Here is a 21017-nt window from a genome sequence, read left to right on the forward strand (position 1 = left end):
ACAATATAAATTTGTAACTCTCTAAAAAACTAGCACTACATCTGGAAATATTACGTATTAAAGCTAGTAGTAAGTTTTATATCCACTTTTAGTACATGCCTACACTAGGTTAACACAAAAAGATTGAAAATTCAATCTTTTTACATGTCCACTACAACTAAAAAAGAAAAAAGCGTATGGGCTCCCATACGCTTTTTCTACTTAGTCTGTAAATACGGTGGTAGCTCCTGTAATTGCTCCTTATCCTTTTCACGCTCTCTACGTGCCCATCTAAAGAACACATAGCCGATAATCGTGCCGTACACTATTTCCTGGACAATTTTCATAATGATACCGCCTGTTTGTTGGTCTTGCACTACTGGTATCCAATGTAAAAATTCTGGTCCAGTAATATTTAAATCTGATAAAGTACCAGCCGGTACACAAAGCTCCATCGCCTTCATCCAAGCAGCCGGATCTGTATATGTTGCAAATAATGGTTCAGTCGCAAAAATTATTAACGCACAAGCTGGGGTTAATAAAATACCATTAGCAAACATATAACCAAGTTTCTTTATATCACTTAATGTTTGATATTCCGGCAGTGGATTTAACATCGGCCACCACATCATCATTGCTGTAAAAAACAATATAGCGAGGCAAATGGGGTGTGCTATTTGACTTTGTTTTACTGTATCAAAAACAATTGGCAAATGATAAAAGGAAAACAGACCATTAAATACAAACAACGCAATAAGCGGTTTAGCAAAAGCCTTTAGTACAATTTGAACAAACTTAAAAGAAGTAATATAACGATATAACCAAACAGGTATACCAAGCAATAATAATGGAGGAACTGCAATGTACATTACTGCCATTTCAAACATATGTGCACTAAATATAATATGACCAATTAAATCAATAGGTCCTCCCTTTACAAAATACAAAAGAACAATCCCGGTCGTAAAATAAAAAATCTGCTTTTTACTTACCTTCGTCGCATTTTCAAATCGTGTTCTATACGGTCCAATAATTAAGAAATAACTAATAAGAATCGAGGCCATAAATAACAGAAAAATCGGACTCCATAAAGCCTGAAAACCAAATATCCATAAATTCTCCATTTTCACACCTACCTTTTCAAAATTCTTATCTTTCATATGAAAAGAGGGCTATGATAAATCAGAGCCCTCCAACTACTACTGTTTAAATCCACACAATTGTCATAAAGGCTAAAATCGTTAATAAACCTATTAACAATCCAGAGTATAAGAAGAAACTCGCCGCTTCATGTCCTTTATGACTCATATGCATGAAATAATATAATTGAAATACAACTTGAACAACTGCTAACAATAAAATAAATGGCACCGAAAAAATCGGACTAAATGTTTTCGGATATGCTACCGCTGCAAATGCAACAAATGTTAAAAAGATCATTAGTGCAAACGTAATAACTTGGTGCTTCATTTCCTCTGCACTTTTTCTTTTCCGATAAACAAGATCAACCTTAGGATTATTCGTTTGCTTAATTGCCATTGTTTATCCCACCATTCCCATCAAATATACTACAGTGAAAATAAACACCCAAACTACATCTATAAAGTGCCAATAAATTGATGCAACGTAAAACTTTGGTGCATTGTATAAATTTAAGCCTCGCTTCGCATTTCTAAAGATTAATGTCGAAATCCAACACAATCCAAACAATACGTGGAGCCCATGCGTACCAACAAGAGCATAAAATGCAGAACCAAATGCACTGCTTCTCATAGTATGCTTAAATTCATGTGTATAATGATAAAACTCATAGATTTCAAATCCCAAAAATCCTAAGCCAAGCAACACTGTTATAAGTAGCCACAGTTGCATTTTCTTAAAATTGAAATTTTTCATATGATACATTGCATATACACTCGTTAAACTACTTGTCAACAACAACATCGTCATGATGAAAACGAGCGGCATTTGAAACATTTCTTGAGATGTTGGTCCACCATTTGTAGAATTCTTTAACGCTAAATATGTGCCAAATAAGGAAGCGAACAACACTGTTTCGCCTCCAAGAAATAACCAAAAACCGACAAACTTATTTTTCCCCTCAAGGGTTGCTTTTTCAGGCTCTGCTGGAAATGTTTCATTCGTTAATTTTTCATCTACATGCATTATGCCTTGCCCCCCTTATCTTCTAGATCTTCCTTATGAATATGATATCCATGATCATCGATTACTGAGCGAAGGAACATTGTACCGAATGTAATGATCAAACCTATAATTGCTACTAATAACCAAAATTTATCTTTGCCACCTTGCATATACATCGCACCAAAAGCGGCTATAAATAGACCTAGAGAAATGATAAACGGTGAAAATGAAGCATTCGGCATATGAATATCACCGACTGGTTCCGCCGCTGTCATCTCTTTTTTACCTTCGCGTTTTTCAATCCAAAACGGATCTAACCCACGAACAAATGGTAATTGTTTGAAATTGTATTCTGGTGTAGGCGCTGGCATTGTCCACTCTAATGTACGCGCATTCCATGGATCACGACCAGCTTTTTCTTTTGATACTGTTGTTTTTATAACATTGAACAAAAGAACAATCGTTCCAAGGGCCATGAAAACTGCTCCAATTGAACTAATCATATTTCCAACCTCTAATCCTTGCCCCTCTAAATATGTGTAGTAACGACGCGGCATACCGATTAAACCAAGGAAATGTTGGATAAAGAACGTTAAATGGAAACCAATAAAGAATAACCAAAATGTTATCTTTCCTAACGTTTCATTTAATACTTTATTAAACATAAGCGGCCAATAATAGTGTGCACCTGCAAGTAAACCAAATACAACACCGCCGACAATTACATAATGGAAGTGTGCTACTACGAAATAATTATCATGGAATTGATAATCAGCTGGTGCCGACGCAAGCATAACTCCTGTAACTCCACCCATAACGAATGATGGAATAAAAGCTACCGCCCACATCATTGGTGTCGTAAACCGAATACTTCCACCCCACATTGTAAAGAGCCAGTTAAAGATTTTAATACCTGTCGGAACTGCAATCGCCATTGTTGCAACTGAGAAGATAGCATTTGCAACAGGACCAAGACCAACGGTAAACATATGATGCGCCCATACCATAAAGCCTAAAAATCCAATTAATACAGTCGCGAACACCATCGATGAATAACCGAATAATCGTTTTTTCGAAAATGTAGCGAAGATTTCTGAGAATATTCCGAAAGCTGGGAGTATAAGAATGTATACTTCTGGATGACCGAAGATCCAGAATAAATGCTCCCATATAATTGTGTTCCCACCTAATGCTGGATTAAAGAAACTTGTGCCAAATAAACGATCCAACATTAGAAGCCCTAATCCTACAGTTAACGGTGGAAATGCAAATAATATAAGTGAAGATGTTACAAATGTTGTCCATGTAAACATTGGCATGCGCATATATGTCATTCCTGGCGCACGCATATTAATAATTGTAACAAGGAAGTTAATACCTCCAATCAATGTACCAATACCTGATATTTGCAAGCCGAGTACATAAAAATCAACACCATGTCCTTTGGAGGATAAAGCTAAAGATGCATACGATGTCCAACCTGCATCAGGTGCTCCCCCTAAAAACCAACTTAAATTTAAAAATACTCCACCAAAGAAAAATAACCAAAATCCAAGTGAATTCAAAAACGGGAACGCCACATCACGTGCTCCAATTTGAAGTGGTACTGCGGCGTTCATAAATGCAAACACGAGTGGCATAGCTGCGAGGAAAATCATTGTTGTACCGTGCATCGTTAATACTTGGTTATAAGCATCCCCAACTAGAAAAGCATTGTTAGGAATCGCTAACTGAAGGCGAATAAATAGCGCTTCTATTCCGCCTATTACAAAAAACAATCCACCTGCAATTAAATAGAGAATGGCAATCTTTTTATGGTCTACTGTCGTTAAATAATCCCATATGACAGCACCCATCCCCTGTTTTTTTGCTACAGAACTCACGTTTTCAACCTCCCCTTCGCAAATGATCCCTCTTTACTTTTCAATCTTTAACGTTTGTAAATATGCATTTAATGCATCAATTTGATCATCCGTTAAGTTACCATATTTACCAGTCATTTTATTACCTGGCTTCATATTTTCAGGATCTTTGAGCCATTTTTTTAAGTTCGCTTCATTATTTTCGGCAATACCGGCAACCATATCGCGATCAGCAAAGTTTGCTAAGTTTGGTGCGATACGAGCAGAAGGTGGTCTACTATCATTTGATCCAACTGCATGACAACCAATACAGCTTTTATTAAATACGTCTTGACCTTCTTGCGCCTTTGTAGACGCTACTTCTTTCTTCCCATCAATCTTCTTCATGTCAGCAAGCCATTTTTTGTACTCGCTTTCATCCAGAGCTTTCACTTTGAATTGCATTAAAGAATGTGATGGGCCACAAAATTCTGCACAAAAACCATTATAAGTGCCCGACTTATCTGCCTTTAACCACATTTTGTTCACATTATCTGTATTTGTATCCATTTTACCAGCTAAAGATGGAACCCAAAACGAATGTTTAATATCGGCACCCTTCAAATTCAAATACACTTTCTTGCCTGTGGGGATAACTAAATCTTGAGAAGTTACTATTTTTTCTGATTTATAAGAAAATTCCCACCAATAAAGATTCGCTGTTACATCAACAACGATAGTATCTTTATCAATATTCTTTTTCTCCATCGCACTTACATCAGCAAGTTTGAATGTATATGTAACAGTCGGAACAGCCAAGATTAATAAAAGAATAATCGGAATAACTGTCCATATAATTTCTAGTTTGTGATTCCCTTCAACTTGCTCTGGAATATAATCTTCCTCACCCTTTTTTTGTCGGAAACGCACAATTACATATAAGAAAATAATAGTAACTACAAGTACTACTCCTACCATGATTGCACTCGCTAGCAAGAGCAAATCGTATTGCATTTTTGCTACTTCCCCTTGCGGAATTAAAGTAGATTGAAAGGCTTTACCGCATCCCCCTAACAGTAAAGCCAGCAGTGAAACGAACGAAAGCAGTCGCCACTGTTTCTTCATACAAACAACCCCCACTTTCTTTGTGAATTAGATTGTACTTTATAGTTAAGTAAAGTAAATCTCAACGTAAAGAAATCCAATCATGTCGTTGTCTTAGAAGAATGTAACTACAATCATTGACACAAATAAGATTGTCAAGTAATTCAGGGAGTAAACAAACATTTTTACGGACCATTTGATGTCATCTTGCTTACGGAAGCCATAAAACCCTAGTACGATCCATCCGATGTTAAGCAATGTTGCAATTACCATGAAGGTTACTCCAAGCCCACTCATATAAAATGGTAGTGGTAATAAACATACTGTCCAGATCATAATCTGACGTTTCGTAATATTAAATCCCTGTACAACAGGAAGCATTGGGATTCCTGCATTGCGATATTCATCAACACGTTTCATCGCTAACGCGAGGAAATGTGGGATTTGCCAAATAAACATAATTAAAAATAACATCCAAGCTATTGGATGATCTAAAGATGGATCAATTGCCGCCCATCCAATTAAAGGTGGAACAGCTCCTGATATACTACCTACAACAGTATTTAACGTATATTTTCTCTTCGTCCATAATGTATATAAAACTACATATGTGAAGGCACCAATAAATGCGATTAATACTGCCATTGGTGTCGTAAGTAATAAAAATACGAAGCCAAGAAGTAAAATTACAAGTCCAAATGCAAGTGCAAATCCAGGTTTATATTTACCTGTTACCGTTGGACGGTTTTTTGTTCTCTCCATTAATGGATCGATATCTCGGTCAATGTAGTTATTTAAACAACATACCCCTGCCATAATTAATGCAGAACCAACGATTGTAAAAAATAGCTTATCCAGATGGTCCATAACACTCAATCCATTAAAATGTAAAGCCAACCAAAATCCTGTAAATACAGTAAGTGTATTTGAGTTTACAATCCCCATTTTAACGAGCGCTGATAAATCTTGTAACCGAGTTGTTTCCGGTACACTTGAAACAGCTGACTCATCATGCAGCTCACTTGTTGCATGGTTCATCACTTTAACCCCCTCTTAAACCTATCATCTTTCTAAGCGAAATATTTCGCTTCTATATAGCAATATTATTACAGTAGAAATATTGTTAACCCATTCTACTACTAATCTACGCCCATACTCCAATATATTAAATCATATTTCCCGAACAATTTGTGAAGAAAACATGAACTTTTTGTGTCGAATAATAAAAAACTTTATTCTAACCTATCCTTATCATAACATGATGTTATCTTCTATAATAAACTATTTTGTCATATTTAGCATGTATTCTCCCCATTTCTTTTCAAAATAGACTCATTTTCGCCTAAAATATGTATTTAAAATCCCATTTTTTTCTTTATTCTGTATACGTTGTCCTCACCCTTCATTTCTTTGCTATTTTATTATTTTTTATATATCATAGGACTGTAGCACGTTTTATTCTATACATAATGGAATGAAAATATTTCGCAATAACTTCATAGCAGAAAGATGGTGAAAGAGATTGCAACGCTTTATTAAATGGTTAGCAGTCATTACAAGTCTCGATTTATTAGTAGTTTTACTAGGAGGCGCTTTAGTTACAAAAACAGGTTCAGGCCAAGGGTGCGGTAAATCATGGCCACTTTGTAACGGTGAATTTGTTCCATCTAATTTATCAATGGAAACTATTATTGAGCTGAGTCACCGCTTAACATCGGGATCAGCAGGTATCCTTGTTACTCTTCTTTGTATCTTGTCCTGGAAATATTATAAACATGTGCGTGAAACAAAGACGTTAGCAATTTTATCCTTCGTATTTTTAGTTGCACAAGCATTAATGGGGGCAGCTGCAGTTGTTTGGGGACAAATACCTGCTGTACTAGCTATTCATTTTGGTATTTCATTAATTTCATTTGCTTCTGTCATCTTGTTAACGTGTCTTATTTTTGAAATTGATCAGAAATTCGATGCACGTTCACTTATTATGGACAAAAAAATGAAATTCCATATTTATGGTGTAACAATTTACAGTTATATCGTTGTCTACACAGGAGCTTTAGTACGTCACGAACGAGCTAGCTTAGCCTGTCCAGACTTCCCTTTATGCAGTAAAAACAGACCTATGCCAACTCAACTACATGAGTGGGTTCAAATGGGACATAGAGTTGCAGCGATGTTAATATTCTTTTGGATACTATATGTGATGATTATTGCTATTCGTCATTACAAACAGCAGCGTGTAGTATATTGGGGATGGATTATTTCATTTATCCTTGTAACACTTCAAGCTATTGTAGGAATTTTAGTTGTATATACAAATGCTAGTTTATCAATGGCATTATTACACTCACTCTTCATTTCTTGCTTGTTTGCAGTACTATGCTATTTAGTTATGTTAGGTACAAGAAGTACAGTCAATGCAAAAGAAGCCGTATCGACTTCTAAGCAAAATAAAATAAAGTAACACTTTAATACCTTGCCAATTCGGCAAGGTATTATTTGCAACAAAAAAGAGCTGCTTTCGCACAGCTCTTTTTCTTTATTTTAATGATCTAATTCAATGAGTAAATCTCCCGTTTGAATTGCATCACCATCATTTACATATACTTTCTTCACTTTACCATTGAATGGTGCTTGAACCGTCGTTTCCATTTTCATTGCTTCTGTAATTGCCATAGAATCGCCTTTTTTCACTTCATCGCCTTCTTTTACAACTACTTTAACAACAGTTCCTGGCATCGTTGCGCTAATGTGATTGGGATTTTCACGGTTTCCTTTCACACGTTGGGCAACTGTTGCTTTCACACTTTCATCTTTCACAACAATCTCACGTGGTTGACCGTTAAATTCCAAGTAAAGAACACGATTTCCATCTGGCTGCGGCTCTCCAATTGATACTAGTTTAACCATCAATGTTTTACCTTGTTCGATTTCCACATCAATTTCTTCACCAAGTCTCATACCATAGAAGAATGTCGGTGTATCAAGCACAGATACGTTTCCATAAAGTGCGGCAACTTTTTCGTAGTCCATAAATACTTTCGGATACAATGCATATGCGACTACATCAAAAATCGTTACTTCGCGCCCAAGTTTATGGTATAACTCTTCTTTTAAAGCGTCGAAATCTACTGGCTCTAATAATTCACCTGGTCTTACTGTTAATGGCTCTTTCCCTTTTAATATAATTTTTTGTAATTCTTTCGGGAAACCACCATATGGTTGACCTAAATCTCCAGAGAACATTTCAACAACAGACCCCGGGAAGTCCATAGAATGTCCACGCTCTAAAATATCTTGTTCTGTCAGATGATTTTGAACCATAAATAATGCCATATCACCAACAACTTTAGATGACGGTGTTACTTTTACAATATCTCCAAACATGTCATTAACACGACGGTACATTACTTTAACTTCATCAAAACGATCTCCTAAACCAACCGCCTTCGCTTGTTGTTGAAGATTACTATACTGTCCACCTGGCATTTCGTGCATATATACCTCTGTGTGAGGAGCGTTCATACCACTTTCAAATGGCGCATAGTATTTACGTACATCTTCCCAATAATGAGATAGTTTTTCTAATGAGTCTATATTAACATCTGGTTGTCTTTCATTTCCACCTAACGCATAGTATAGAGTATTCGCACTCGGTTGTGACGTTTGACCAGCCATAGAACTCACCGCTACATCAACAATGTCAACGCCTGCTTCAATCGCTTTCGTATACGTTAAAATACCATTTCCGCTAGTATCGTGTGTATGCAAATGAATTGGAATCGACACCGTCTCTTTTAATGCTGAAACTAAATCATATGCTGCATTCGGCTTTAATAAGCCCGCCATATCTTTAATTCCTAAAATGTGAGCTCCTGATGCTTCCAGCTCTTTCGCTAAGTTTTTATAATAATTTAAATCATATTTGCTTCGTAATGGATCGTGAATGTCTCCTGTGTAACACATTGTCGCTTCTGCAATTTTACCAGTATCTCGTACAGCATCAATTGCAACTCTCATACCTTCTACCCAGTTTAAGCTATCAAAAATACGGAACACATCAATTCCAGCTTGAGCGGAACATTCTACAAATTTTTGAATTAAATTATCTGGATAGTTTTTGTATCCAACTGCGTTTGAAGAACGAAGTAACATTTGGAATAAAACGTTCGGCATTTTTTCACGAAGATCTAGTAATCGTTCCCATGGATCTTCTTTTAAGAAACGATACGCAACATCAAACGTTGCACCGCCCCACATTTCTGCGGAGAATAAGTTTGGCAACATTCTCGCTGTTGGCTCTGCGATTTGATGTAAATCTTTTGTACGAATACGCGTTGCAAGTAAAGATTGATGTGCATCACGGAATGTTGTATCCGTTAAAAGCACACGTTTTTGATCTTGAACCCACTTTACTAATCCATCCGCCCCGCGCTCATCTAAAATTTGTTTCGTTCCGTTTTGAATTGGTTCTGAGTGTTTTACACTTGGTATACGAGCATCCGGGAAAATTGGCTTCTCTTTTTTCCCTACTCCTGGGAAGCCATTTACTGTTACTGTACCAATGTAATTTAACATTTTTGTTCCGCGGTCTTTACGTTTTGGGAACAAGAACAGTTCAGGTGACGCGTCAATAAACGAAGTATCATATTCTCCTGATAAGAAGTTTTTATGTTTTACTACATTCTCTAAGAATGGAATATTTGTTTTAATACCACGAATACGGAATTCTTTTAAGTTACGTTCCATTTTTGCAGCAGCTTGTTCAAAAGTAAGCGCCCAAGTTGTAACTTTTACAAGTAAAGAATCATAGTACGGTGTAATAACTGCGCCTTGGAAACTATTACCTGTATCAAGACGAACACCAAAACCACCGCCTGATCGATATGCCATAATCTTCCCTGTATCAGGCATAAAGTTATTAAGCGGGTCTTCTGTCGTTACACGAGATTGAATGGCATAACCATGTACAATAATCTCATCTTGTTTCGGCACACTTACAATCTTACTATGTAAAGCATGTCCATCTGCAATTAAAATTTGTGATTGAACAATATCAATTCCTGTAATCATTTCTGTAATTGTATGTTCTACTTGAACACGTGGATTTACTTCAATAAAGTAAAACTCATCACCTTTTACTAGGAATTCAACTGTTCCAGCATTTAAATAATTTACATTTTTCGTTAACTTTACTGCAGCATCACAAATTCGCTGACGCAAATCATCTGAAAGCGACACGCTCGGTGCAATTTCAACTACTTTTTGATGACGTCGTTGTACAGAGCAATCACGCTCATATAAATGCACAACATTACCTTCTTCATCTGCCAAAATTTGTACTTCTATATGTTTAGGTTTTTCAACGAATTTTTCAACGTAAACTTCATCATTACCAAAAGCTGCTTTTGCTTCTGATTTCGCACGATTATACGATTCTCTTAATTCTTCACTAGTGCGCACGATACGCATACCACGACCACCGCCACCAAGCGATGCTTTAATAATAATCGGGTAATCATACTTTTCAGCAAATTCTGCGACTTCTTCTAATGAATTTACTGGACCATCACTACCAGGAATAACTGGAATTTGTGCTAGCTGCGCTTGTATTCTTGCTTTAACTTTATCTCCAAACATATCTAAATGCTTACTTTTTGGACCGATAAAGATAATCCCTTCTTCTTCACAACGTTTTGCGAATTGAATATTTTCTGACAAGAAACCATATCCAGGGTGGATTGCATCTACATGATTACTTTTCGCAATCTCAATAATGCCTTCAATATCTAGATAAGCATCAATTGGCTTTTTCCCTTCCCCAACTAAATAGGACTCATCGGCTTTATAGCGATGATAAGAACCGCTATCCTCTTTCGAATAGATTGCAACTGTGTTTAATCCAAGTTCTGAACATGCTCGAAATACACGAATTGCAATCTCTCCACGGTTAGCTACCAATACTTTTTGAATACGTTGCAGCTTTGTCATGATTTTCCCCCTCTACTTTCCTACCACTCTAGAGATAAAATACATACACACTCTAAAGAGCGTGAAGTTCTTCACTTTCCACATTATATTATACTTAGAAAGCTTCACTTTATTTTTATCCATCATACCTTATTTTTCAACAAATGATAAGTTTTCTGATTAATTTGTTTCACAAAAATAGTATAGCATACCTCTTCCTTTTCTAACAACCTTATTGTATATCACATTAATTTATATGTGATATGTTTTTAACCACAATAACAAAGTAGTATATCACATTAAGGGTGGTCGAAATAAAAAGCACACTGAGCTTTTCAGCCCAATGTGCTTTTATTTTACAACAACAAGATGCGGTCCACCTTGTTCTCTTTCTTTAGTCATTTCGTTTTGTTGCTTCTCTTGTCGTTTTACATGACTAGCAATATTCAATAGTATACCCATTGCAAGTAGATTTGCTAATAAGGAACTACCGCCATAACTTATAAATGGCAAAGGCACACCTGTAAGTGGTATTAATCCAGACATGCCACCTACGTTAACAAACGTTTGAATCCCAAATAAACTAGCAATACCAATTGCTATTATGCTTCCAAATGGATCTTTACACTTTTGAGCAATCCTGAATGAACGAATGATAATAAGTAGCAAACAAATTAAAATAACAGCCACACCAATAAAACCAAGCTCTTCAGATATAATTGCCATAATAAAATCCGTTTGCGGTTCTGGTAAGTATCCATATTTTTGTACACTGTTTCCTAGTCCTCGACCGTTTAGTCCTCCTGAAGCAATTCCAATAAAAGAATTTATTAGCTGGAATCCATCATTTTGAGGATCATTAAATGGATCAAGAAAGACTGAAAAGCGAGCTTTTTGGTACGCACTTAACTTAAAGTTAGCTAACAAATAAAGAGATGGAACCCATATTATAGAAGTTAAAACAATTCGTTTTATCCACAAATTGATCCGCACTCCCGAGCAAAGAAACATAATTCCAACTGTTCCCCCAATTAACAAATCGGTACCTAAATCATTTTGCTTTAAAATTAAAAGCATTGCCAATCCAACAAAAGCAAGCGTAACTCCCGATCCTTTAAAAACAGGCGTATCTGTCTCTTGTCTTCTTGCAAAAAAACGAGCTAAAATAATAATAATCGATATTTTAACAAATTCAGCGGGCTGTATACCTAATATCCACCCTTTTGCACCATTTATTTCCTGACCGAAAGCCAATGCTGCTGCTAATAAACCAAGACTACCTATTCCCATTGCCAATAGAACTATTCGCTTTCTCCAAAGTTTATAAGGAATAGAAATGATGATCGCTAACATTATTGTTCCAACAGCCAGAGCTACTAATTGCCTTTTAAAAAAGTAATTTGCCGGCCAATTATGCCTCGAAATCGCAACAATGGAACTAGAACTATATACCATTATTACTCCCAGCACACATAAGATAACAAGAGGAAGTAATAATGAATAATCCATTGACTTCCATACTTTTTTCATTTCATTTCCTCTTTCTGTGTCAATTTAATTATTGTTGTATTCCATATGTATATAGGTTCTTCCTGCTTTATTATACAAATAAAAAGCCCAAACTATTTCAGTTTGAGCCCCCTTATTTGAACCCGTTATTGTTGTTTGTTTGTAAATGCTTCATGAAGTGTAGATAACTCACGTTCGAGCTCTCCTAACATTGCTTTCCCTTGTTCTTCTGCAATAAGACCAAGGCGAACCGCAAAATCGACCTCTCGGGATAGTCCAAACATTTGTGTGTCTAACACTTCTTCATATAATGGACATTGCGGCATTGTAAGATGGTCCATTTGCACCTTAATAAGTCTTAAGATCTTCTCCGCATCCGCTTGTAGAAGGGCAAGTGCCTTTTCCTGATGATTTGATACTGTCTCAGACGCCAAATTGATTCCCTCCATTTCCGTCCTACTCTCTCCTATCTATTAATATTAGCGATAGTTTTAATAAATTGCAATAGAAACATTTTTTGTGACAACAGTGTCTAATACTATTATACTGAAAAGTGGGAGTATAACACAAATGGGGGAACAACAATGAGCGAAATTTTATTTATTAATGGAAAAGTTCGTTTTCCGATCACTATCGATCCAACTGTTTGGATTTTTGATGACCGGAAAGTAGATTTAACAACTTACTTTGATGAAACTAGAGAAGAAATATCCGAATTAGAAACATACTTAAAGCATACTTCAGAACATTGGGATCGTGAAATCCGTGATGGTGCTGCCTTCCCACCAATCCAAAAAAGTGTAAAGAAATATAAAAAAGAACAGCTTATTACCGGTACATTCGGTATACCATTTCATCCATTTCTTACGAACGCTGAACTTTCAGACGATGCTACTCAAGTCGTAATTGAAACAGTAGACAATACAGTTACACTTCCATTAGAAACAGTCGAAAAAGCTATTCTTGGTTTTTCAAAAGAAGGAAAACCGTTAAGAGGAGACGGACCTGTTCATCTATATTTCCATGATGGATCTAATAGACAAAATCCAATCCGTAACATCCGTAAATTTACAATTATTTAATTGTATAGTTAAACGGTAAAAAGGAGTGAGCTTATGCCCACTCCTTTTTATAATAAATCCGCTGCTAGTTGAGCTAAATTAGAACGCTCTCCTTTAACAAACTTTACATGACCACTAATACGTTGTTCTTTAAACTTCTCTACAACATACGTTAAACCATTATTATATTCATCTAGATATGGGTGATCAATTTGCTGAGGATCTCCCATTAATACAATCTTACTTTTTTCTCCTACCCTTGTTAATATCGTCTTTACTTCATGTTTCGTTAAGTTTTGCGCCTCGTCAATTATAATGAACTGATCTGGAATACTTCTCCCGCGTATATAGGTAAGTGCTTCTACTTCAATCGAACCCATCCCAGCTAAAATAGCATCTAGCTCTCCAGGCTTTTTCGTATTAAATAAATACTCTAGATTATCAAAAATCGGCTGCATCCACGGTCTTAACTTTTCTTCTTTTTCTCCTGGTAAATAACCTATATCTTTTCCTACCGGAACAATTGGTCTCGCAACAAGTAGTTTTTTATATAACCCTAAATCTTCCGTTTGCATTAGTCCCGAAGCTAATGCAAGTAACGTTTTTCCTGTACCTGCTTTCCCTGTTAACGTTACAAGTGGAATATCTTCCCGAAGTAACAATTCTAATCCCATAATTTGCTGTACGTTTCGCGGACGTATCCCCCACACTTGCTCATTGTGAAAAATAAGTTTCTTCACCTTCTTACCTAAGTGATCGACAATCCCTAGTGCGGAGCTAGAGCCACCTAGCGCATCCTTCATTACAACAAATTGATTTGGATAAAAAGGATGGTTTGCAATTTCAGATAAAGGTAGTTCACCTTTTTCATAAAAATAATCTAATTTTTCTTTTGATATATACCCTTCTAAAAATCCTGAATATATATTTTCCACTTCAATTACTCGATCACTTAAATAATCTTCAGCCTGTAATCCGATTGCATCGGCTTTTACCCTTACGAGCACATCTTTACTTACTAAAATAACTGATTTCCCATCCTCTTTTTCTTGTTCTTCTAAAGAGAGGTTTTTCGCTACAGCTAAAATTCGATTATCATTTGTTTTTTCTACAAAGATATCTTGCAGTTGAACAAATGAGCGATGATTTAATTCAATACGAAATGTACCGCCGTTTTCTAGCAGAATACTTTCATGCAGCTTTCCTATTTCACGAAATTTGTCTATTAACTTAGATACATAGCGAGCATTTCGTCCTACTTCATCCATATAACGTTTTTTCGAATCAACCTCTTCTAATACAACTGCTGGAATCACTACTTCATTTGTTTCAAATGAAAAAATAGATAAAGGATCCTGCAAAAGTACATTCGTATCTAACACATAAATTTTATCCAACCTGTTACCCCCTGACTCCACTTTTAAATTTGTAGAACAAGGGTTTCATCCATAAAGAATGGACGAACCATTGTTATAATTATATGTACCGTATAAACGAGGTAGAATCGAAATTCATAGAAATTAAACCTTTTCTTTATTTTTTATTCATTTCTATTCAATATATTACTTTTAATTATAATTTTTCACATTAAATCACAATACTCAATTACAAAAGTTAATGAACTAATTTCCTATTAACCCCATTTATAATTCTTTCATGCCTACTAGCACTTGATTATCAAGCTTTTTCGCAGCTCGAAGATCATATGTTTTTTCATATGCTGGTTCTGTAGCAAGTTTCGCCCCATAAAACATAACGTCACGAACTTCTTGCACATTTACTTCTATTACAGTTAATTTCAGAGGAATCCCTTCCATTCTATCTGTTAAAATTTCACCTTCACCACTTATGGAAAATACGGATTCATTCGCCATTATAGTCAAAACCACCCCTGCATTATGCCGCATATTTTCCACAATACGTGAGCGTTGATCTACCGCAAATCGAATACTAGTTTCACTCACTGCATATACCCAAGAAATAGCACTTACGTTAGGCATTTGTTTTTCGAAATCTGTCGTTGCTATCATAACGATACACTCTTTACGTAACGATTGTACTAAATCATCTGTCAATGTAGGCTCTACTACATTCGCCATATTTCCACCTCCAAATATTCTTTCTATATCCTTATCATAACTTATTTTTCGAATTGCGAAAATATTATTTTTTCCGGCTATTATTCAAAAACATTATGCTTCCATGATATACTTATACTGATAGAATTCGTATTGAGGTGACGAAATGAGAGTCAAATGTATGATTTGTGATAAAAAAGATATGTTAGATGACGAAAATCCTATGGCAAAAAAACTGCGTAATCGCCCTATTCATACATATATGTGCATGGAATGTACGGAACGAATTGCAGAGCGTACTATGGAGCGCCATGCAAGTGGTAATTTCCGATTGTATCGTGATAAAAAAGTAGAAGACGATTGGTAGATCGTAAATAAGTCCTTAATCATATAGATAAGGACTTATTTGTATTTTTCTGGTTCACGATTCATCTGATCCAAAAAACAATCAATTGCTTCTACTGGAAATCTTGCACACCTCATTTCCCCATCAATTTCATATGTAATCAAATACATTTCCTCGTTCTTTTCAACTTCTACATTTCTTAATTTATGCTCTTCATATATCATATTTTGAAATAATAAATACGTTTCTTGTGCGGCATTATCATCTGAACGTGCTTCCGCAACCGTTTTAATTGTTAACCAATTATATAGTGCATCTTGTACTGAGCGCATGAAAGTCCCCCTTTTCACCCTGCTTTTTGTTGTTTAGCTTGACGTAAACGCAGTCTATAAATTCCAAGTACAATTGCCGCCACAACGAGCCCCTCTCCAACAGGTAAAAAAACTGCAAAGAAAGTTAATACCGTGCATCCAATTGCTAAAGATGTATATATCACTATATTTTTCAGTACCGATAGTTTCCTTGCGAATCCTAAATTATATACAAGTGCACTTAATATAATAATTGTTCCATAAAGCAACCACATCCCTAGTTCTGGATTTTCATCGACTTTGCACAATTTCGCGAAAAATGACATTCTTTCTAACACTACCTTTCACCCCTTCTCATGAAAACAAATTTTCTTTATGTACTTAATACTAGATTAACCCGCAAAAAAAATACTGTCTACAAAAAGAGTAAATATTCTAAAAAAATAAACAAAATAAAAACAGCTACCTTTATAAAAGGTAGCTGTTCTATTATTTTACGCTTCAACAGATTTCTTTTTCTTAGCAGCTCTTTCGCGCTCGCTCTTATCAAGAATCTTTTTACGTAGACGAATTGATTCTGGAGTTACTTCACAGAACTCGTCATCGTTTAAGTACTCTAATGACTCTTCTAAAGTCATTAAGCGTGGTTTTTTCATTGTTGAAGTTTGATCTTTCGTCGCAGAACGAATGTTAGTTTGTTGTTTCATTTTTACAACGTTAACTGTTAAATCATTCTCACGTGTATGTTCTCCAACGATCATACCAGCATATACTTCTGTACCTGGTTCAACGAAGATTACACCGCGATCTTCAACTTGCATAATACCGTATTGTGATGCTTTTCCTGTTTCAAGTGAAACTAGAACACCTTGACGACGTCCACCAACTTGTCCAGCATGTACTGGTTGGTAGCAATCAAATGTGTGGTTTAAAATACCGTAACCACGAGTTAATGTTAGGAATTCTGTTGTGTAACCAATTAAACCACGTGCTGGAACCATGAAAGTAAGGCGAACTTGACCGTTTCCATTATTCACCATATCTAACATTTCACCTTTACGTGCACCCATTGATTCCATAATAGAACCAGTGTATTCTTCAGGCACATCGATTTGCACGCGCTCTACAGGCTCACATCTTACGCCATCAACATCTTTAATAATTACTTCAGGCTTAGATACTTGTAGTTCATAACCTTCACGACGCATATTTTCAATTAAGATAGATAGATGTAATTCCCCACGTCCAGATACGATCCATGCATCAGGAGAATCTGTATTATCTACACGTAAACTTACATCTGTTTCTAATTGTGAACGAAGACGCTCTTCAATTTTACGAGATGTAATGTATTTACCTTCACGACCTGCAAATGGGCTGTTATTTACAAGGAATGTCATTTGTAGTGTTGGCTCATCAATACGTAATAATGGTAAAGCCTCTTCATGCTCAACCGGACATACCGTTTCACCTACGTTAATGTCTTCCATACCTGAAACAGCTACTAAATCTCCAGCTTTTGCTTCTTCAATTTCTTGACGTTTTAATCCAATGTAACCAAATAATTTAGTTACACGGAATTGTTTTACACTTCCGTCAACCTTCATTAATGCAACTTGTTGTCCTACTTTCATTGTACCACGGAATACGCGTCCAACCCCGATACGACCAACATAGTCATTGTAATCAAGAAGTGCTACTTGGAATTGAAGTGGCTCTTCGCTGTTATCAACTGGTGCCGGAATATGTTCAACGATTGTGTCAAACAATGATTTCATATTCTCTTCTTGATTTGCTGGATTTGAATCTAAGCTTGCTGTTCCGTTCATTGCTGATGCAAATACAACCGGGAACTCTAATTGATCTTCGTTTGCACCAAGTTCGATGAATAAGTCGACTACTTCATCAACTACTTCATCAGGGCGAGCGAAGTCACGGTCAATTTTGTTTACAACAACGATTGGCGTTAAATTTTGCTCAAGAGCTTTCTTTAAAACAAATCGTGTTTGTGGCATACAACCTTCATATGCATCAACAACAAGTAGAACACCATCAACCATTTTCATGATACGTTCTACTTCTCCACCGAAGTCAGCGTGACCAGGTGTATCTAAAATGTTAATTCTTTTATCTTCATAGTGAATCGCAGTATTCTTCGCTAAAATTGTAATACCACGTTCTCTTTCTAGATCATTTGAGTCCATTGCGCGTTCTTCAATGTGTTCATTCGCACGGAACGTCCCCGCTTGACGTAATAACTGGTCAACAAGTGTTGTTTTACCATGGTCAACGTGGGCAATAATTGCTATATTTCGTAAATCTTGTCGTTTTTTCAACATGTCCAACTCCTAATGTCTTTTTAATCCTTCTCTATTATAAGAGCGAAGGGGATACAATGGCAATCAAAATAAAATCAAGAATGAAAATATAGTTGTATTCTTACTTTTGTGAAAGTAAAATGAGATTGGAGGGTGAAGAAATGGAACACATTCAATATCGCTTTTTATTAACAGCAATTATCGGTGTTATCTTCTTAATTGGTATCGGAATTATGATTGCTGAAAATAGTCCCATCGGCATTATTATTTGCATTATCGGCACATTTGTTACAGTTGGATACGGTTTTGTAACAAAAAGAAAAATGCGTAAATCGCAATAACATTAAAAAGTAAGAAGCTCCTTTATGCCTCTTACTTTTTTTGTTACTGAGATACAAGTGGGAATAATTCTTCGTATACCCCTGGTTTTGCAACTAACACGCTGCTTTTCTCTACAATGGAAAGAGGCGTTCCTAAAAACGTTGTCACTTTACCGCCAACTTCTTCTACAATAATCTGTCCCCCGCCAAAATCCCACGGCGATAAGCGCGGTGTTACATATGCATCTAATCTTCCCGTTGCAACATATACCATTTCTAACGCAGCACAACCATATGACCTCGTACCTCTCGCCTTCTTAACGAGCATCATCATTTTTTCCATATTAAGCAATGGATTATCAGTAAGCCATATCGCATTCAGAGCTATAATTCCATGCTCTACTGTTCCTTTTTCCAACATGGGAATAGCTAAATCATTGCAAAAAGCCCCTTTTCCCTTTACCGCATGATATAGTTCGTCATGAACTGGATCATAAATAAGACCAATCTTTCCGATACCGTTCTCATAAATCCCGATTGAGATTGCGAAATTCCTTTTTTGATGAACAAAGTTCATCGTGCCGTCAATTGGATCAATTAACCAAACAACCCCGTTAGAAGAAGTAATCTCATCTCCGTAGCCTTCTTCCCCTAAAATATAATGAGTTGGGAATGTTTCTTTAATTCTCCCAATTAAAAACTGCTCCGTTTCTCGGTCCATGTTTGTTACTAGATCAGCTGCATTTGATTTTGTTTCTATAATAGGTGCTTTTTCCAGCGACGCCATTAAACGTTCTCCCGCTTCTCGAATCCACTGTTTCGCGTGTGTATCGATGTCTTTCCATACTTCTTGCATGTTTAAACACTCCGATCTATACTGTTCACAGAAAAAACGAACCCTTTATAAGGTTCGCACCAACTAATTATTTATACATATACTATTATTACGCTTCTAAACGGATCATTTCAAGTCTTAACACTTCTAATTTTTGTACGCACTCTTCTTTTTTCTGTTTGTCGTTCTCCATCATCGCATCATATAAAGTTGCTAATTCATAATCTAGCTCCAAACGTAGCACCGGAATTCTTTTTTCAGCATCTGTTCTCTTTAACGCATTAATCACCTGTCTCATTTTTTTGCCTCCTCCCAATATTCGTCTGCCCTCGGACTAGAATTGATTCAATTTTCTGATTTTTTGTTTTATACTATACTATGTTGGATAAATCATCTATGCAACAAAATTATATTTTTTTATTTAAATTTTTTTGTGCTGTTTTTTTTATGAATAGTACAAGCTATGCTAAAATTAAAACAAAATAGGAGTTGGAGGAACAATCATGACACTACAAACATTCACATCAACTGATTTTGAAGTCTTTACTGTTGATGGTCTTGAAGAACGAATGAGCGCAATTAAAACGAATATTCATCCTAAGCTAGAAGCTTTAGGGGAACAGTTTGCAGAATATTTATCACAACAGACTGATGAAAACTTTTTCTACCATGTAGCAAAACATGCACGCCGCAAAGTCAATCCACCAAACGATACTTGGGTTGCTTTTTCAACAAATAAACGTGGATATAAAATGTTACCACACTTTCAAATTGGTTTATGGGGTACTCATGCCTTCATATACTTTGGTTTAATCTATGAGTGTCCACAAAAAGTGGAGACGGCTCACGCCTTCTTAGAACATTTAAATGATTTAAAAACAAATATTCCAAATGACTTCGTTTGGTCCATTGACCATACTAAACCAGGTGTAAAATTACATGAAACGCTTGAAACGGAAGACTTACAAAAGATGATTGAACGTTTAGCTACTGTGAAAAAAGCAGAATTATTAGTCGGTATTCATATATCACCAGAGGAGTTTTCAGCAATGACCAACGAACAATTCCTTGCTAAGATTGAATCTACGATGCAATCACTCCTTCCTTTATATGCACTTTGTAATCGATAGCAGAAAACGGACAATTTATATTGTCCGTTTTTAGTTGTTATCACATTATAGCACTTTGTATTTTATTTTT

The 21017-nt window shown here is 36.0% G+C and carries 21 protein-coding genes; 5 read left to right on the forward strand and 16 right to left on the reverse strand.

Features of this window, described 5'->3' with window-relative positions; genetic code table 11:
- Positions 1-197: 197 nt before the first annotated feature.
- The 6 genes from ctaG to ctaB all read right to left on the reverse strand — a co-directional run bounded on the left by ctaG (position 198) and on the right by ctaB (position 6107).
- The gene (gene ctaG, locus ACTFQM_RS14690) at positions 198-1103 is read right to left on the reverse strand and encodes a cytochrome c oxidase assembly factor CtaG (protein WP_002173184.1); all 906 of its coding nucleotides are present in this window, start codon (positions 1101-1103) and stop codon (positions 198-200) included.
- A gap of 82 nt (positions 1104-1185) precedes the next feature.
- Positions 1186-1518, reverse strand: coding sequence for a cytochrome c oxidase subunit IVB (ctaF, locus tag ACTFQM_RS14695; RefSeq protein WP_002173185.1), 333 nt, complete (start codon positions 1516-1518; stop codon positions 1186-1188).
- Positions 1519-1521: 3 nt separating this feature from the next.
- Positions 1522-2145 (reverse strand): cytochrome c oxidase subunit III, encoded by a 624-nt coding sequence (gene ctaE / locus ACTFQM_RS14700; protein WP_002173186.1) that lies wholly within the window; start codon positions 2143-2145, stop codon positions 1522-1524.
- On the reverse strand, positions 2145-3980 hold the full coding sequence (gene ctaD, locus ACTFQM_RS14705; RefSeq protein ID WP_198284895.1) for a cytochrome c oxidase subunit I: 1836 nt from the start codon (positions 3978-3980) through the stop codon (positions 2145-2147). Before ctaD ends, ctaE begins: the two co-directional genes overlap by 1 nt.
- 60 nt (positions 3981-4040) lie before the next feature.
- Positions 4041-5090 (reverse strand): cytochrome c oxidase subunit II, encoded by a 1050-nt coding sequence (gene coxB / locus ACTFQM_RS14710; protein WP_002173188.1) that lies wholly within the window; start codon positions 5088-5090, stop codon positions 4041-4043.
- Positions 5091-5183: 93 nt separating this feature from the next.
- Positions 5184-6107 (reverse strand): protoheme IX farnesyltransferase, encoded by a 924-nt coding sequence (gene ctaB / locus ACTFQM_RS14715; RefSeq protein WP_002173189.1) that lies wholly within the window; start codon positions 6105-6107, stop codon positions 5184-5186.
- 484 nt (positions 6108-6591) lie between these two features.
- Here ctaB and ctaA point away from each other — a divergent pair, with 484 nt between their 5' ends.
- On the forward strand, positions 6592-7533 hold the full coding sequence (gene ctaA, locus ACTFQM_RS14720; RefSeq protein ID WP_002173190.1) for a heme A synthase: 942 nt from the start codon (positions 6592-6594) through the stop codon (positions 7531-7533).
- Positions 7534-7613: 80 nt separating this feature from the next.
- Here ctaA and pyc read toward each other — a convergent pair whose 3' ends face one another.
- From pyc to ACTFQM_RS14735, 3 genes are all read right to left on the reverse strand, one after another.
- Complete coding sequence (pyc, locus tag ACTFQM_RS14725) at positions 7614-11060, reverse strand: pyruvate carboxylase (RefSeq protein ID WP_440035006.1); 3447 nt, start codon at positions 11058-11060, stop codon at positions 7614-7616.
- A 330-nt stretch (positions 11061-11390) separates the two neighbouring features.
- Positions 11391-12569 carry an FtsW/RodA/SpoVE family cell cycle protein gene (locus ACTFQM_RS14730; RefSeq protein WP_440035008.1) on the reverse strand — a complete coding sequence of 393 codons (1179 nt, stop codon included), beginning with the start codon at positions 12567-12569 and terminating at the stop codon, positions 11391-11393.
- Positions 12570-12694: 125 nt separating this feature from the next.
- A complete protein-coding gene (locus ACTFQM_RS14735; RefSeq protein WP_440035010.1) occupies positions 12695-12982 on the reverse strand; it encodes a YlaN family protein in 288 nt (95 codons plus the stop codon).
- 150 nt (positions 12983-13132) lie between these two features.
- Here ACTFQM_RS14735 and ACTFQM_RS14740 point away from each other — a divergent pair, with 150 nt between their 5' ends.
- Positions 13133-13630, forward strand: a complete 498-nt coding sequence (locus tag ACTFQM_RS14740) for a peptidyl-prolyl cis-trans isomerase (protein ID WP_440035013.1) — start codon at positions 13133-13135, stop codon at positions 13628-13630.
- Between the two features lie 47 nt (positions 13631-13677).
- On the opposite strand, the gene ACTFQM_RS14745 is transcribed toward ACTFQM_RS14740, so the two are convergent.
- Positions 13678-15006: a PhoH family protein gene (locus ACTFQM_RS14745; RefSeq protein WP_440035015.1), complete on the reverse strand. Its 1329-nt coding sequence runs from the start codon at positions 15004-15006 to the stop codon at positions 13678-13680.
- Between the two features lie 246 nt (positions 15007-15252).
- Positions 15253-15708, reverse strand: coding sequence for a pyridoxamine 5'-phosphate oxidase family protein (locus ACTFQM_RS14750; protein WP_242270843.1), 456 nt, complete (start codon positions 15706-15708; stop codon positions 15253-15255).
- 145 nt (positions 15709-15853) lie between these two features.
- On the opposite strand from ACTFQM_RS14750, the gene ACTFQM_RS14755 reads away from it, so the two are divergent.
- Entirely contained in the window at positions 15854-16054 is a 201-nt protein-coding gene (locus ACTFQM_RS14755; protein WP_002111485.1) for a YlaI family protein, read from the forward strand.
- A gap of 35 nt (positions 16055-16089) precedes the next feature.
- Here ACTFQM_RS14755 and ACTFQM_RS14760 read toward each other — a convergent pair whose 3' ends face one another.
- The 3 genes from ACTFQM_RS14760 to typA all read right to left on the reverse strand — a co-directional run bounded on the left by ACTFQM_RS14760 (position 16090) and on the right by typA (position 18683).
- The gene (locus ACTFQM_RS14760; RefSeq protein WP_440035018.1) at positions 16090-16365 is read right to left on the reverse strand and encodes a hypothetical protein; all 276 of its coding nucleotides are present in this window, start codon (positions 16363-16365) and stop codon (positions 16090-16092) included.
- 14 nt (positions 16366-16379) lie between these two features.
- On the reverse strand, positions 16380-16682 hold the full coding sequence (locus ACTFQM_RS14765; RefSeq protein WP_440035020.1) for a YlaH-like family protein: 303 nt from the start codon (positions 16680-16682) through the stop codon (positions 16380-16382).
- Positions 16683-16838: 156 nt separating this feature from the next.
- Complete coding sequence (gene typA / locus ACTFQM_RS14770; RefSeq protein WP_048374030.1) at positions 16839-18683, reverse strand: translational GTPase TypA; 1845 nt, start codon at positions 18681-18683, stop codon at positions 16839-16841.
- 140 nt (positions 18684-18823) lie between these two features.
- Here typA and ACTFQM_RS14775 point away from each other — a divergent pair, with 140 nt between their 5' ends.
- Complete coding sequence (locus ACTFQM_RS14775; protein ID WP_000400127.1) at positions 18824-19003, forward strand: DUF5325 family protein; 180 nt, start codon at positions 18824-18826, stop codon at positions 19001-19003.
- A gap of 43 nt (positions 19004-19046) precedes the next feature.
- On the opposite strand, the gene ACTFQM_RS14780 is transcribed toward ACTFQM_RS14775, so the two are convergent.
- Complete coding sequence (locus ACTFQM_RS14780) at positions 19047-19838, reverse strand: inositol monophosphatase family protein (RefSeq protein ID WP_071718795.1); 792 nt, start codon at positions 19836-19838, stop codon at positions 19047-19049.
- A gap of 88 nt (positions 19839-19926) precedes the next feature.
- Positions 19927-20115, reverse strand: a complete 189-nt coding sequence (locus ACTFQM_RS14785; RefSeq protein WP_001250168.1) for a hypothetical protein — start codon at positions 20113-20115, stop codon at positions 19927-19929.
- Between the two features lie 205 nt (positions 20116-20320).
- Between ACTFQM_RS14785 and ACTFQM_RS14790 the strand changes: the two genes are divergently transcribed.
- Positions 20321-20947: a YktB family protein gene (locus tag ACTFQM_RS14790; protein WP_002173202.1), complete on the forward strand. Its 627-nt coding sequence runs from the start codon at positions 20321-20323 to the stop codon at positions 20945-20947.
- The last annotated feature ends 70 nt before the right edge of the window (positions 20948-21017 follow it).

The organism is Bacillus cereus group sp. MYBK30-2 (assembly GCF_051915945.1).
In the GTDB taxonomy this organism is placed as follows: Bacteria; Bacillota; Bacilli; order Bacillales; family Bacillaceae_G; genus Bacillus_A; species Bacillus_A paramycoides.

Coding starts and splice junctions, on each gene's coding strand:
- ctaG (WP_002173184.1), bottom strand. CDS start 1,103: ATGGAGAATTTATGGATATTTGGTTTTCAGGCTTTATGGAGTCCGATT.
- ctaF (WP_002173185.1), bottom strand. CDS start 1,518: ATGGCAATTAAGCAAACGAATAATCCTAAGGTTGATCTTGTTTATCGG.
- ctaE (WP_002173186.1), bottom strand. CDS start 2,145: ATGCATGTAGATGAAAAATTAACGAATGAAACATTTCCAGCAGAGCCT.
- ctaD (WP_198284895.1), bottom strand. CDS start 3,980: ATGGGTGCTGTCATATGGGATTATTTAACGACAGTAGACCATAAAAAG.
- coxB (WP_002173188.1), bottom strand. CDS start 5,090: ATGAAGAAACAGTGGCGACTGCTTTCGTTCGTTTCACTGCTGGCTTTA.
- ctaB (WP_002173189.1), bottom strand. CDS start 6,107: ATGAACCATGCAACAAGTGAGCTGCATGATGAGTCAGCTGTTTCAAGT.
- pyc (WP_440035006.1), bottom strand. CDS start 11,060: ATGACAAAGCTGCAACGTATTCAAAAAGTATTGGTAGCTAACCGTGGA.
- ACTFQM_RS14730 (WP_440035008.1), bottom strand. CDS start 12,569: ATGAAAAAAGTATGGAAGTCAATGGATTATTCATTATTACTTCCTCTT.
- ACTFQM_RS14740 (WP_440035013.1), top strand. CDS start 13,133: ATGAGCGAAATTTTATTTATTAATGGAAAAGTTCGTTTTCCGATCACT.
- ACTFQM_RS14750 (WP_242270843.1), bottom strand. CDS start 15,708: ATGGCGAATGTAGTAGAGCCTACATTGACAGATGATTTAGTACAATCG.
- ACTFQM_RS14755 (WP_002111485.1), top strand. CDS start 15,854: ATGAGAGTCAAATGTATGATTTGTGATAAAAAAGATATGTTAGATGAC.
- ACTFQM_RS14760 (WP_440035018.1), bottom strand. CDS start 16,365: ATGCGCTCAGTACAAGATGCACTATATAATTGGTTAACAATTAAAACG.
- typA (WP_048374030.1), bottom strand. CDS start 18,683: ATGTTGAAAAAACGACAAGATTTACGAAATATAGCAATTATTGCCCAC.
- ACTFQM_RS14775 (WP_000400127.1), top strand. CDS start 18,824: ATGGAACACATTCAATATCGCTTTTTATTAACAGCAATTATCGGTGTT.
- ACTFQM_RS14780 (WP_071718795.1), bottom strand. CDS start 19,838: ATGCAAGAAGTATGGAAAGACATCGATACACACGCGAAACAGTGGATT.
- ACTFQM_RS14785 (WP_001250168.1), bottom strand. CDS start 20,115: ATGAGACAGGTGATTAATGCGTTAAAGAGAACAGATGCTGAAAAAAGA.
- ACTFQM_RS14790 (WP_002173202.1), top strand. CDS start 20,321: ATGACACTACAAACATTCACATCAACTGATTTTGAAGTCTTTACTGTT.